This is a genomic window from Pontibacter sp. 13R65 (genome assembly GCF_047525655.1).
Classification (GTDB): Bacteria; Bacteroidota; Bacteroidia; order Cytophagales; family Hymenobacteraceae; genus Pontibacter.
This window is the reverse complement of record NZ_JBLIQL010000012.1, coordinates 23,028-37,329: the sequence shown is the minus strand read 5'-3', so window position 1 is coordinate 37,329 and position 14,302 is coordinate 23,028. Positions and strand designations below refer to the sequence as shown.

Genomic DNA, 14,302 nt, shown 5'->3' with positions numbered 1-14,302 from the left:
GACTTATCCTTCTTCAAATATTTCCGTAAAGTCAACTCAGACACTAAACATCGATTCTTATCGCTTCAGCAAAACATATCGGAAAAGTATTTTTAAAGATCCTGCTCTGGCTGTTGATCTTTATAGTGGGCCTTGTTGTGCTTATCATTGTAGCTTTACAAATCCCAAAGGTACAGCATTTTGCCGCTCAACAAGGCGCTTCGTACCTGGCTAAAACCTTAGACACCCGTGTAGAAATAGGCGGTTTTACAACCGATTGGCGCAACTCTATTGTGCTGAAGGAGGTCTACCTAGAAGATCAGCAGCAGGATACACTCTGGTATAGCGAACGCCTGGGGGTAGACCTTAAAATTTTCTCGCTTCTGAAAGGAGAGGTTAACATAGGCACTATAGACCTGCAAAACGCCACTGCCAAGATCCACATCAGGCCCGACAGTAGCTCCAACTTCGACTTTATAACGGAGGCTTTTGCCACCGACACCACTACTACACAGGCAGATACCACGGCTTCGGCCATGAAAATTAACCTGGACCTGATCAACCTCGAAAATATATACCTCGACTTTAAAGACGAGGCAGGCGGCAATTTTATAAATGGTCGCATAGGCAAGTTTACCACCACCATGGACGAGCTGGACCTGGAAAACGAAGTGTACCGCGTTGATGATATTAACCTTCGAAACACTGCTTTTAGCTTTGTACAAACCAAACTGCCAGTAGAATCAGAATCGGAACCGCTCACCATGCAGTTCGGACTAAACCGTGTAGCACTTCAAAATATAAACCTTAGTTACCACAGCCAGGTGGCTAACCAGCGAATAGAACTAAAACTGGGCGAGTCGGAAGTGGTATCAGAAGCTATTGATATACCAAATGCTAAAATCGATTTAAAGAACTTTGACCTGCATAACACCTCCCTCGTGTATGTACAGGAGAAATATAAATCTGCTGATTCGCTCTCGGTAAATCCTGCCAGAACTGCCGAAAAGCTTGATGAAACTGTAGAGGAAACGCAGGGGCAGCCAGTGAACTGGGTTGTTAACCTGAACGAACTCGATGTTACGGGGCTTCAGGTGAAGTTCGACAACTTTAACACTCCGGCCCAACCCCGTGGCATGGATTATGACCACCTGCTGTTTAAAGATGTGGAACTGAATGCCCGGAACTTCCTCTTTAGCCAGGACCAGATAGGAATAGATCTGAACCAACTGAAGCTCGCCGAGAAGAGCGGGTTCCGTGTTAATAATTTTCAGGCAGCCATACGGGTAGACTCCAGCAGCGCCAGCCTAACCAACCTCGATCTGCAAACTGGCAACAGTAACTTTGGTCCAGAGATGGTGGTTCGGTACCCTTCTCTAGAGGCTGTGGCTGAGAACCCGGAGCTGATATCTTTTTCTGTTGATTTACAGAACAGTCGCATCGGCATGAAAGATGTTGGCATCTTTGCCCCCGACTTAACCGTAGATCCGGCTTTCCGCAAAGTTGCCAGTTCTACCATTAAAATTGACGGCCAGGCCAGCGGAGCTTTAAACGATGTAGTAACTATAAATAAATTACAAGTGGCTGGCTTGCAAGGCACCCTTGCCGATGTAAGTGGTACTGTAAGAAATCCAATGGACCCGGATCGGCTGTTCCTGGACCTGCGCATAAACCAACTGGCCACCACCCGCACCGATGTGCAGGCGCTGAGCCCGCCGGGTGTGTTACCGCCAGATATCCGCATTCCCAACAACATCAGCATGACTGGCAACTACCGCGGCACACTCACTAACTTCGATGCCGATGCCAACCTACGCAGCTCCGTAGGTAACATAACCGCTAACGTAGACATGCAACCCGGCCCGGCAGGTGCAGAACCTTTTAGAGCAACTGTAAATGTAAACCAGCTCGACCTGAGGCAGCTACTAGTAGATACACTGGGACTTGGCAAAGTGAGCATGCAGCTTACCGCTTCCGGCACCGGCATGGACCCTGCGACTATGCGCGCTCAGGTAAAAGCCAACATCAGAGAATTTAATTACAACAACTACACCTACAGCAACTTACTCGCAAACGCAACCATTAACCAGAATATCTACACAGTAAATGCTACTTCCGAAGACCCAAATGTAGACTTTGTGCTGAATGCTGATGTGAACATGCGCCACAGCGAGCAACCTGCCTACGCCTTCACACTTGAACTGGATAGTGTGGACCTGAAAGCGCTTAACCTTTACACCGAAGACCTTGGCATGAAAGGATTCGTGAAAGGAAACTTCAGAGGGTCCGATGCCAGCAATATTAGTGGTAACCTGGAAATGCGTGACTTCCTGATTCGCCAGAACCAGCAGACTTTCCCAATCGACTCGCTTGGCTTGAGCTTGGATCAAACCGGACCTGGCGTGGCTGTGCAGGTAGCCTCTAATATTCTGGATGCCAATATGCGCTTCCAAAACAGCCTGGCCACACTGCCTGTTGCACTCGAAAAACACTTCTCAAATTTCTTTGATCTGCACCCCGACCCACCCTACCCAGCCGATACGAACCTGGAAAACTTTAACGCCGAAATAAACCTGAAGCGCACCGACCTGGTTACCGCATTTGTACCTGATCTGGTAGCACTGAATATGGGAGGTCCTATTACGGCTTCTTATAATGCCCAGACGAATGAGTTGAACATGGATGCAGTCGTGAGCCTGGTTGAGTATATGGATTACGCTCTCCGAAATCTGGTTTTTCAGGTTAGAGGCAACCGCGAGCAACTGGGCTATGGTCTTAGCTTGCAGGAGCTATCTTCGCCCTCGCTTAAAGTGCAGAACGTGGCCCTGAACGGTGCCGCACGTGACAACGATATTTCCACTCGCCTCTCTATTTCGGAGAGCAATGGCAACGAGCAGTTCGTTATTGGTGGTTTGCTGAATAGCCTCGACACAGGCTACCGCTTCTCTTTTGCCCGCGACCAGCTCGTAATAAACGGCGACGCGTGGACAGTGCCGGAAGAAAACTACCTGCAATTCGACACAAACCTGCTCTACGCTAACAACATTCGCCTGGAACGCGGCAACAGCTTCCTGCTCATCGATAGTGAAGGTGAACTAGCCAGCAACGCTCCATTAAGAGTAGAATTTGCCAATTTCGATATTGCTTACCTGATGGAGTCTTTTCAGCAACAGGATAGTATGATAGCCGGCATTATAAACGGCAAAGCTACTATCCGGAACCTGATGGAAGGTACGATGGCCTTCACTTCTGATATTACGCTGTCTGAACTGGCTTACATGGGCATACCAGTGGGTAACATAGGCGTTCAGGCCGATACTGATGACGGTACCCGCTTTAACTTGCAGGCTGCACTTACCGGCAACGGCAACCAGATGAAAATTACCGGTTTCTACGAAGCACAGCCAACCGAAAGCCTGCTTAACCTCGATGCAAATATTGGCAGCATTAACCTGGCTGCTTTAGAAGGCTTTACAATGGGCATGGTAAAAGACATGGGCGGCAACGCAAGTGGCAGGCTCCGGATAACCGGCACCATAGATGATCCGAACATAAACGGTGACCTGAATTTTAACCAGGCTCAGTTTAATGTGGCTATGTTAAACTCTGTATACAGGTTGCAGAACGAACGGCTGGTATTTAATGAGCAAGGGATTAACTTCCCGAATTTTACCCTCACCGACTCTTTAGGCAACAACCTGGTAGTAAAAGGAAACGTGCTTACAGAAGATTACCTAGATTACGCCTTCGATCTTGGAATTACCTCCGACCGCTTTCTGGCTATGAACTCCACTGCCCAGGATAATGACCTGTTTTATGGCACCGTTTGGATTGGCACCAATGCCACCGTTACCGGCGATATAGCGCACCCTGTACTGGAACTGAATGTATCGGTGCTAGATGGATCTGACTTTACGGCCGTTATTCCAGCCGATGAGGCAGGGGCCGCAGAACGCGAAGGCATTGTAGAGTTTGTGCAATTAAACGATGCTCTCACGGCCATTGTAGGGCGCGAACTGGAAGACTCTTCAGCGGCAGGTTTTGTAGGGGCCGACATAAACGTGTCGCTAAAAGTAACCGATGCAACACCTATGACCATCATTATCGACCCGGCTACCGGCGATAATCTGGTAGTGAGAGGAAATGCAGACCCCTTAGTGATTGGTATCCTGCCAAGTGGACAGATTAACATGTCTGGTCGCTACGAAATTACCGAAGGTCAGTACAGCATGGATTTCTACGACCTGGTTTCCAGACAGCTTGATATTGCGGAAGGCAGCTACATTGCCTGGACCGGAGACCCGCTTTTTGCAGACATAAACATCACGACTATTTACAATGTCCGCACCGCTCCAATGGAACTCCTACAGGACCAGGCACAGGGCAATGTACAACCTGCCTGGCGAAACCAGCTGCCGTTCGAAGTGCAAGTTATTGTAACCGGCGAAATCATGAAGCCTGAAATCGGCTTCGATATTGAACTGCCGGAAGAAGAACGAGGAAGCGGTGTAGGTGCCCTTGTTACAGAACAATTAGCCGTGCTCCGCCAGGATGAAAATGAAATGAGCAAGCAAGTGTTCTCGCTGTTGGTTTTGGGCCGATTTATGGCACTGGACCCACTGGCCAGCTCTGGTGGCAGTCTGGCAGCCTCAGCAAGAGGTAGCTTAAGCTCCGTTATGACCGATCAGTTAAACGCCCTCACCGACCGCTATGCCGGCGGCTTAGGCCTGGAACTCGGCGTAAACTCTTACGAAGACTACTCAGGTGGCTCAGCAGAGGGCCGCACCGACCTGAATGTAGCGGTGCGCCAGCAGTTCCTCAACGACAGGCTAACTGTGCGGGTTGGTGCCGACATTGGGTTAGAAGGCCAGTCAGAGAACACTAACTCCATGAGCGGCTTCGGAGGCGATGTGTCGGTAGAATACTCCATTACCAAAGATGGCAGACTGCGGGTACGCGGCTTCCAGCGCAACCAGTACGAAGGTTACTTAGAAGGCGATGTGCGAGCCACCGGTCTCTCGCTCATATTTGAACGCGAGTACGACGACTTTTCAGACCTCTTCCGAAATGTGGAAAAACAGCAGGAGAAAATGGAGAGCAGAAGAAAAGAAAGTGCACAAAAATTAAAAACAGAGGTTATTGAATAAGTACTTTATGTCAGCAAACATACGTCGTTCACCCTTATACTTTGCAGCTACATTATTGCTCACCTTCCTTTTCTGGGGTTGCAGCAGCACTAAAACTGTGCCCGAAGGCGATGCCCTTTTTGCTGGCTTTAAGGTAAAGGTGCAGAATGAAAAAGATAGTAGCAAAAGGGAATCAGCACTCACAACAGAACTTGGCGGCACAGTACGCCCAAAGCCAAATGCTTCTATTTTCGGTCTTCGTCCTAAGCTTTGGATATACAATGCTTTTTACACCGAAAAAGAAAAAGGCCTCGGTCATTGGATTCAGAGCAAACTTGGAGAAGCACCGGTACTTCTCTCAGAGGTAGATACCAGCAGTATAAACGGTGTAATGAGTGCACGCCTCCACAACAAGGGGTATTTTGTAAATCAGGTAAGCAGCAGCACCACCATCAAAAAAAAGAAGGCCACCATAGACTGGACAGCCAAGGTAGGAGAACCATACCGCATCCGGAAAATAGCCTACACCTTAAACGATTCGTTGCCTGTTCACAAAGATATTCAGCAAACGCAGGCAGAATCGCTCCTGAAACCAGGCGACCCATACGACCTGGCAACCATGACGCTGGAGCGCACGCGTATCGATGGGCTTTTAAAGAACAAAGGCTATTTTTATTTTAGCCCCGACCTGCTTATTTTTAGTGTAGACACTACTGCAGGAGACCGAAAGGCCGATGTGCTGGTACGCGTCAAGAGTGCCGCCACCCCCAGAACCTTGCAGGCTTATAAACTTAATGATATATATATACACGCCGACTATTTCCTGAACGACAGCATCAGCACCAACGATACACTTGATGTACGCGGTTACCGCTATATCCCGAACGAAAACTATGTAAAGGCCAAGCACCTGCTCCGTGGCGTTTTTCTGTACCAGGACAGCCTGTACACTAGGCAAAACCAACTCCTGACGGTTAGCCGCCTCATGGGCCTGCCTGCCTACAAATTTGTGAACCTGGAATACGCCCAAGACACCACCTCCACCGATAGGCTCAATGCGTTTTTATATTTAACTCCAGCTTTAAAGAAATCCCTGCGGTTGGAGGCGCAGATGGTTAACAAAACCAATGGCTTTGCAGGCCCGGGCTTACTGGCTTCGTTCCGGAACCGGAATGCTTTTCATGGTTCTGAACTGCTAAACGTAGATTTTACCGGCACTTTCGAGAGCTTTGTAGGTGGCAGAGGTGCTGAACGTACAAACCCTGAAACAGGGGAAGAAAACCAGAACTCCAACTTAACATCTTACGAGCTGGGGGTACAGACAAACCTTACTATTCCGCACATTGTGTCGCCGTTCCGAATGCGGAACCTGCGCACTGAGTTTGTGCCGAAAACCCGGATTAATGTTGGTTTTAATTTCCTGAACCGGGTTAATTTTTTCCACATGAACTCCTATAATGCGTCCTATGGCTATAACTGGAGACCTAAGCAGACTATTACGCACGAGATTACACCTATTAACCTGCAGTTTGTACAACTGGCTCGAACGCAGCCAGCCTTTGAAGAAATCCTGAGAAACAACCGGCTTCTGCAGCGCAGTTTTGAAGAGCAGTTTATTATTGGCTCCATGTACCGCTTCACTTACAGCAACCAGGCCATAAAAGAACGCAGACACCAGTTCTACAACGATGCTTCAATTGATGTATCTGGCAACCTGGTTAATGCGCTGCAATCGCTTACAGGTTCCGACAGCCCTACAGATGAGACGCCTCGCACCCTGTTTGGGCAAACTTACTCTCAGTACTCCCGCCTTCAGAACGATTTTAGGTACTACCTGAAAGTTGGTGAGTCCAGCCAGATTGCTACCCGCTTGCTTACAGGTGTAGGCTTTTCTTACGGCAACTCCCGCACCATGCCCTACGTGAAACAGTTCTCCATTGGTGGTCCGAACAGTATTCGGGCATTCAGGCCACGGAGTGTAGGCCCAGGCACATATGATGTTCCTGACTCACTGCTTTTCTCGTTCTTCGACCAGACCGGCGACATCAAACTAGAAGGCAACGTAGAGTATCGTTTCCCAATCTTCGGGTTTGTTAAAGGAGCCTTGTTTGTAGATGCTGGTAATATCTGGCTCCTGCGCGAAACAGTTAATCCTACAACGGGCGAAGTTGACCGACCAGGAGGCGTCTTTAACACCAGTACCTTTATGAGCCAATTGGCAGTGGGTACAGGTTTTGGCGTTCGCGTCGATATTGAATTCTTTGTGATCAGACTCGACTTTGGCATACCGGTGCGCGTACCTTACCTGCCACCAGGCGAGCGAAACGTTATCAAAGACTTTAATTTTGGCTTTACCGGCGACACCGGTATGACGCTGAACATAGGCGTTGGTTATCCGTTCTAGCACATTAGGCAGAGGGTAATTATTCTAATAAAAAAGCCCTTCCGGAGCTAATTTAGCATTAAAACCTATTAGGCTTATTTATAGTAAAAGAAGAGACAGGCACCGGCTAAACCAGTGCCTGTCTCTTCTTTTATAGAGCAAGGTTAAATTTGCTTTTACTGTTATTATAGGTTTAATTTGGCACCAGCCTACAATAGGAAACTGTGTTACCTTACCGCAACATATCAGGCTCCCCAGCTTTAGCTGCAACCGGTTTGGTGGCAGCGTCGCATCACGTTTCGCTAAGTGATGTGGTGAACGGCTATTGCCTTTATTTCCTCACAGCTCCCAAAGCCTTTAATAAATAAGCCGGAACAAACCGGCCCCTTCTGCCCACTGCACAGGTGAGCGAGCCTGTTTTTGGCTACGCTTCCCCTACTCCTTTTCTTCAGTATTTTTCGGTTTGGTTATGTAACATGACAGGCAAAAGCATACCCGCTTTCGTGCCTCGCCGCTTTTTACTAAAAGAATAAGTAAGGCCGCAGCCGAGAGGCAGAAGCATGTTTACGCACCCCAATTAAAATATAAAATCAGTTAAAATGAACGAAGTATGAACAGCATGTATGTAACAGAAAAGGATTTCCAGCGTCTTCACACGCTGGTACAGTCGCAACGCATGACCAATTTTCCGGCTAGCTTGGAGGCACTGTGCAAAGGATTGAAACAAGCCAAAGTAGTTGCCTCAGAAGAGATACCGGAAGATGTAGTAACCATGAACTCTTTTGTGAAGCTGCAAAACCTGAAAACCGGAAGCGCCATGGAAATAAAGTTGGTTTATCCGAAAGATGCCGATGTGAACGAGCGCAAAGTATCGGTGCTTGCTCCTATTGGTTCTGCAGTGTTAGGTTGCCGCACCGGCGACGAAATATCCTGGACAGGCCCGCAGGGGAAAGTGGAGTACAAGGTAGTGGAGGTGCTGTACCAACCAGAAGCAGCCGGCGATATGTATTTATAGATGAGAGATCTTACCATAACACGAGCACCCGCTTCTAAACCACCTAATTGGTTCAAGAGCGGGTGCTCGTGTTAGGAATCAGCCCTGGTACCACTTTATGCTAAAAAGCCTCCGGAAGGCCATTTTCATTAGCATAATTGGTTGGCGGTAGTGCTATTCTGCTTTGTCCAGGTCTTTGGTGGCGGGTCCGGTAATTACGCGGCCGTATGGGTCGAAGCGGGAGCCATGGCAAGGGCAGTCCCAGGAGCGTTCTACATTGTTCCAGTTTACAATGCAACCCATGTGCGTGCACACAGCAGAACACTGGTGCTGCACTCCCTGCTCATCGCAGTAAACAGCTACTTTAGACATTCCTTTACGCATAATTTTGCCGGTACCTGGCATCACATGGGCCGGGTCGTCTACTTCTCCGCCAGTCACATAGTCTTTGAATTGCGCTGCTACGTTTAAATTTTCTTTCAGGAATTCTCCCGAAGATTTGAGATTGGTACGGGCCGGGTCGTAAAGTTTTTCCCAGGGGTTTGGCCTTCCCATAATCAGGTCCGTTATGAGCATACCGGCAATGGTGGCATGCGTCATGCCGTGGCCGGAGTCGCCGGTGGCAATGTATACATTCTTCGAATCGCCGGGGTTTCTGCCAATAAAGGCAAGCCCATCTACCGGTTCCAGTACCTGCCCTGACCAGCTGTACTGCAGCTCTCCTGCCATCGGGAATTTAAGGCGCATCCAACGCTCCAGGTCTGCCAGGTGTTTCTCAGGATGCTCCTCCTGCCCTGTTTTATGGTCGGCTCCTCCTACTATTAAGAGATCGGTACCTGCGGCGGTACTTGTTTGTTCGGTTCGGTCTTTATCGTTATCAGTGTCTGCATCAGTAGAGCTGCCATGGAGCAGCCGTACGTAATGGTAAGGGTCTTGCATGTCCCAGTACAAGTTATCGGGCACAACGCCACGTGGCACGGCAGCCGCCACCACATAGGTTCTGTAGGGAGCCTGCTTGGTATGCATGCTAAACATGTTGCTGACAGGTGAATTTGTAGCCACCACCAGCTGGTTTGCCGAAACAGCAAAATCCTCTTCTGATACAACGGTAACTACTGGCCCGGTATCGAACCTCACAATTTTTGTTTCTGTAAAAATCTGTCCGCCTGCTTCCAGAAAAGCAGCACTCACTCCTGCCAGGTATTTGAGCACATGGAAACGAGCCTGGTTAGGGAACTGCAGGCAAGGCAAAGCAGTAAGTGTATCTACCGGGCATTTTTTCCGCAGCACCACATCGAGCCATCCAATCTTCTGCAGAGCCTCCAGCTCTTGTGTCAGTTCCTCCTCTTCTTCGCGATTGTTGGCAAAAAGGTAGCCATCAATGCGCTTAAATTCACAATCGATGTTGAGGTCTTTGGCTATTTCTTCAATTTTATCAATAGCCTTCCCATGGCTCTGTGCAGCCAGGCGGGCTCCTTCTACACCAAACAGCCTCACCAGCTCTGTAAAGCGGTCATCGAGGGCATTAGCCAGGTGAGCAGTGGTTCGGCTGGTCTCGCCGCCTGCAATTTTCTTTGCTTCCACCACCACCACATGCTTCCCCTCTTTGGCTAGCAAATAAGCCGTAGTCATACCCGCCAGACCGGCGCCTACCACACACACATCGCAGGTTATGTTGTCGCGCAAGGGAGTGGTGGCTGGCATTTGAATGTTCTCGACCCAAACAGGTAAAGTTGCTCCAGATTCTCTTTTCATAGTAGTATTGTTTTAGCGTTTGCTTAGCAGCAAAACATGAATTGCACACGCCAATAATATTGGTTGCTTATTGCATTGGATTACGGCTGCTTTGGATGAATTGTTGATAAATGCGCACGAATTGTTGAGGCAGGTCCAGCTTTCGCTTACTTTTGATTTTGGAAAGTACTGACAAGCTGTTAGTGTTGCGGTCACACTATCGCTTTTGAATATCCGTTTTCTTTTAAAACCATTTTTGTATGCAAACCATTACCTGGCAACACTTTGAACAAACAGATATTAGAGTAGGCACCATACTGGAAGCAATTGATTTTCCGGAAGCCCGAAAACCTGCATATAAGCTGCTGGTGGACCTCGGCCCGCTAGGCATTAAAAAATCCAGCGCACAGGTTACCAAACTTTACTCTAAGGAAGAACTAATCGGCAGGCAGGTGCTCTGTGTAACGAACCTGGGGAACAAGCAAATTGGCAAGTACATCTCAGAGGTACTGGTAACCGGTTTTGAGGACGAAAACAAGAACATAGTCTTGGCACAGCCCGCTACTCCTGTACCTAACGGAAGCAAGTTGATGTAGGAGGTTGCGAAATGAAAAATTTAGTGTGTTAATTGGAGAGGTCGGATTGGTTCCTACTTTTCTATTTGATAGCATTCTTTACTCATCAGAAAAAGTCTGTAATCTAATTTCCAAAGACAGCAGGAACAAAAGAATCCCTTAAGGAGCAAATCCATTACAAAAATTGAAGTTGAACCAAACAGGTACAGGAGCAGCATAGGCTATCAACCATCCGACCTCGTTATTAGTCAAAAATTTCTGATTACGGTGAGGGCGAAGCTTTCTTACCAACTAGCGTAAATAATTTATTTCTGTTGTAAAAACTAAAACAGGTTACTTGCTTATAGCATCAAAACACATTTTCGGCCTTACCTTGGTGAACCAGGTTTAACCGCCTCGAAGCGGGGTATTTCGAAGACAATCATTATGAAATACCCCGCTTCGAGGCGGTTAAACGTTTTTCATAACATAAGGCACTGCCTGGTTTCATGCCATTACCAATTGCATAATTCATTAAATCCTACAAAAAAAAACTGGCCACCCCATAAGTAGGAAAGCCAGTAACCTGCCGCACTAATAGCAGCTGTATCCCTGACATCTTTGGATATCCAGATTAACTTCGGTATACTTCGGCAAAATTCGGTATTCTTCGGCAAAACTTGTAAAAATGCAGAAATGGATGTTCTAAAGAGAAATAATGTAACGGTAATTGGCACAGGTGAGAAAGCTATGATATTTGCCCATGGTTATGGTTGCGACCAGAACATGTGGCGTTTTATAACACCGGCTTTTAAAGATGAGTATAAAATTGTACTTTTGGACCTTGTTGGTGCCGGCAAGTCAGACAGTACAGCTTTTAATAAAGTAAAGTATGAATCTCTGAACGGCTATGCTGACGACATACTGGAAATATGCTATGCCTTGGATTTATGGCATACAATTTTCGTAGGCCACTCTGTAAGCTCTATGATCGGTGCGCTTGCTGCTGTAAAGGAACCAGACCGTTTCGAGAAGCTGGTAATGATTGGTCCGTCGCCTTGCTACATCAACAGTGATGGCTATGTAGGAGGTTTTTCCAAAGAAGATATAGAGGAATTACTGGATTCGTTGGATAGCAATTATCTGGGATGGTCTGCCGCCATGGCTCCGGTAATTATGGGTAACCCTGACAAACCGGAGCTGGGAGAAGAACTGACCAACAGTTTCTGCCGTACTAACCCTGAAATTGCGAAGCATTTTGCTCATACCACGTTTCTTTCTGATAACCGTGCAGATTTAAAAAATATAAAAACAAAGGCTCTCATTCTGCAGTGCTCCGAAGACGTAATTGCGCCATTGGAAGTAGGCAATTTTGTGCATAAACAAATAGAGAACAGCGAAATGATTGTGATGGAAGCTACAGGCCACTGTCCAAACTTAAGCGCGCCTGAAGAGACAATTGCTGCGATCAGATCGTTTCTGGAGCGTACAAACAAATAATGGGAAAAGAAGAGGATATATTTCGGGTTACGTACAATGGAGTGATAGACGAAAGTGCTGAGGATCTCTATGAGAATGCTCCGTGCGGTTATCTCTCTACTTTACCCGATGGTACCTTCTTAAAAGTTAATAAAACGTTTCTGGATTGGGTCGGCTATAAGCGGGAGGAGCTCCTGCACCAGAAGAAAATTCAGGACCTGTTGCCCATAGGCGGTAAATTATATTACGAAACGCACTATGCACCGCTGCTCCGGATGCAAGGCTTTGTGAACGAAATAAATTTCGCTTTCAAAGACAAAGAAGGGCAACAGCTTCCCGCTTTGGTTAATACGGTACAAGTAAAAGGAGATGACGGAAATCCATTGCTAAACCGTTCCACCGTATTTAACATCACCGACCGGAAGAAATATGAACAGGAGCTACTCAGGGCAAAGAAAGAGGCAGAAGAGGCCGCCAAGGTAAAAGCTGAGTTCCTGTCTACGGTTAGCCATGAGATTCGCACGCCTATGAACGCGATCATCAGCATCGCGAATCTTCTCCAGGAAATGGATCATACGCAGGAGCAGAAAGAATACTTCCGGATCCTGAAGCTTTCTGCCGATAACCTGCTCCATCTCATCAACGACATCCTGGACCACAGTAAAATAGAGGCAGGCAAAGTAACCTTATCCGAAAAGAACCTGAGCCTGCGAGAGCTCGTGTACTCTCTACTTTATAGTGTAAATGTAAAGGCAGAAGAAAAGAGCCTGGAAATTAAAGTGGACATTGATGAGAGACTGCCTGCCTTTGTGATGGGTGATCCTGTTAAAATCAGTCAGGTTCTCACCAACCTGCTCAGTAATGCCATTAAGTTCACAGACAAAGGCCATGTAGCCCTGAGGCTGCAAGTGCAGGAATTAGACGAGAAAGTGGTTTCGGTAGATTTTTATGTTCAAGATACCGGAATAGGCATTCCGCAGGACAGGCTGGAAAAGGTATTCGAGGAGTTTACGCAAGCCAACTATGAAATTAACTTAAAGTACGGCGGCACTGGCCTGGGGCTTACCATCAGCCAAAAGCTGCTTGCTCTCTATGGCAGTAAATTATCGGTAGAGAGTGAAGAAGGAAAGGGCACACAATTCTTTTTTAACCTCCGCCTGAAACTCGGCAAAGAAGTTCCCTCTCAACCAGAAGAAATCGCTGCCAGCCAGGAAACAGCTATCAAGGGTGTAAGGCTGCTGCTAGTCGAGGACAACCCCGTAAATGTGCTGGTTGTTTCGAAGTACCTTAGGAAATGGGGTATAAACTTTGATGTAGCAGTGAATGGTGTAGATGCAGTAGAGAAAGTAAAGCAGGAGAATTACGAACTGGTTCTGATGGACCTGCAGATGCCGGAGATGGATGGCTACCAGGCTACCTCTACCATACGGAGCCTCGCAGGAGACAAATACAAGCGGCTACCTGTTATTGCGCTCTCAGCTTCTGCCAGGTACGATTACAAGGCGCGGATAGAGGCAGCAGGCATCCAAGACTTTATCAGTAAACCATTTAATGCCAAAGAGCTTTTTGACAAAATTGCCTTTTACTCCCATCGGTCAGAACAGGAACCTCTGGCAACCGCAGAGCCGGCAAAAGCAACAGTGCATAAAATTTCTACCCCTGGTGCTCCTGTATTAACACTGGATACTCTACTGGAAATGCTGGATGGGAACGAAAAGGACTTGGAAGAATTAGTGATTATGACGATCCGGAATTTTAAAAGCTACAAAATAGAATTCCAGGATGCCCTCAATGCCTTTGACCTGAAAAATTATCGGTTTCACCATCATAAAATTAAGATGACCTTGGAACTAATGCAGGCAGTAAGGCTGCAGACCGCCATAGAAAGAGGTAGAAAATTTCTTGAAGATGGCACAAAAAACAAACAAGAGCAGGAAGAGATCAGGTCTGCAATTAACCAGGAACTCGAGACGGTTTTGTTAACTCTGAAAGAAATACTCAGCAGCAGGTGGCACCATTAAGACGAATAAAGATAAATATTCAGGCCCAGTCA

Annotated in this window: 7 protein-coding genes; 6 read left to right on the top strand and 1 reads right to left on the bottom strand. The window is 47.4% G+C overall.

The genetic code is table 11. The features are described 5' to 3' along the window. The first annotated feature begins 53 nt into the window (after positions 1 to 53). From ACMA1I_RS14695 to rnk, 3 genes are all read left to right on the top strand, one after another. Positions 54 to 5,126 carry a translocation/assembly module TamB domain-containing protein gene (locus tag ACMA1I_RS14695; RefSeq protein ID WP_337069203.1) on the top strand — a complete coding sequence of 1,691 codons (5,073 nt, stop codon included), beginning with the start codon at positions 54 to 56 and terminating at the stop codon, positions 5,124 to 5,126. 7 nt (positions 5,127 to 5,133) lie between these two features. Then, positions 5,134 to 7,509, top strand: coding sequence for a BamA/TamA family outer membrane protein (locus ACMA1I_RS14690; protein WP_337069137.1), 2,376 nt, complete (start codon positions 5,134 to 5,136; stop codon positions 7,507 to 7,509). A 589-nt stretch (positions 7,510 to 8,098) separates the two neighbouring features. Continuing rightward, complete coding sequence (rnk, locus tag ACMA1I_RS14685; protein ID WP_337069136.1) at positions 8,099 to 8,503, top strand: nucleoside diphosphate kinase regulator; 405 nt, start codon at positions 8,099 to 8,101, stop codon at positions 8,501 to 8,503. 153 nt (positions 8,504 to 8,656) lie between these two features. On the opposite strand, the gene ACMA1I_RS14680 is transcribed toward rnk, so the two are convergent. Continuing rightward, positions 8,657 to 10,237 (bottom strand): FAD-dependent oxidoreductase, encoded by a 1,581-nt coding sequence (locus ACMA1I_RS14680; RefSeq protein ID WP_337069135.1) that lies wholly within the window; start codon positions 10,235 to 10,237, stop codon positions 8,657 to 8,659. Between the two features lie 239 nt (positions 10,238 to 10,476). Between ACMA1I_RS14680 and ACMA1I_RS14675 the strand changes: the two genes are divergently transcribed. The 3 genes from ACMA1I_RS14675 to ACMA1I_RS14665 all read left to right on the top strand — a co-directional run bounded on the left by ACMA1I_RS14675 (position 10,477) and on the right by ACMA1I_RS14665 (position 14,270). Further along, entirely contained in the window at positions 10,477 to 10,812 is a 336-nt protein-coding gene (locus ACMA1I_RS14675) for a tRNA-binding protein (protein WP_337069134.1), read from the top strand. Positions 10,813 to 11,466: 654 nt separating this feature from the next. After that, on the top strand, positions 11,467 to 12,270 hold the full coding sequence (locus ACMA1I_RS14670) for an alpha/beta hydrolase (protein WP_337069133.1): 804 nt from the start codon (positions 11,467 to 11,469) through the stop codon (positions 12,268 to 12,270). Continuing rightward, the gene (locus ACMA1I_RS14665; RefSeq protein WP_337069132.1) at positions 12,270 to 14,270 is read left to right on the top strand and encodes a PAS domain-containing hybrid sensor histidine kinase/response regulator; all 2,001 of its coding nucleotides are present in this window, start codon (positions 12,270 to 12,272) and stop codon (positions 14,268 to 14,270) included. The genes ACMA1I_RS14670 and ACMA1I_RS14665 overlap by 1 nt, the downstream gene beginning before the upstream one ends. Positions 14,271 to 14,302: the final 32 nt, after the last annotated feature.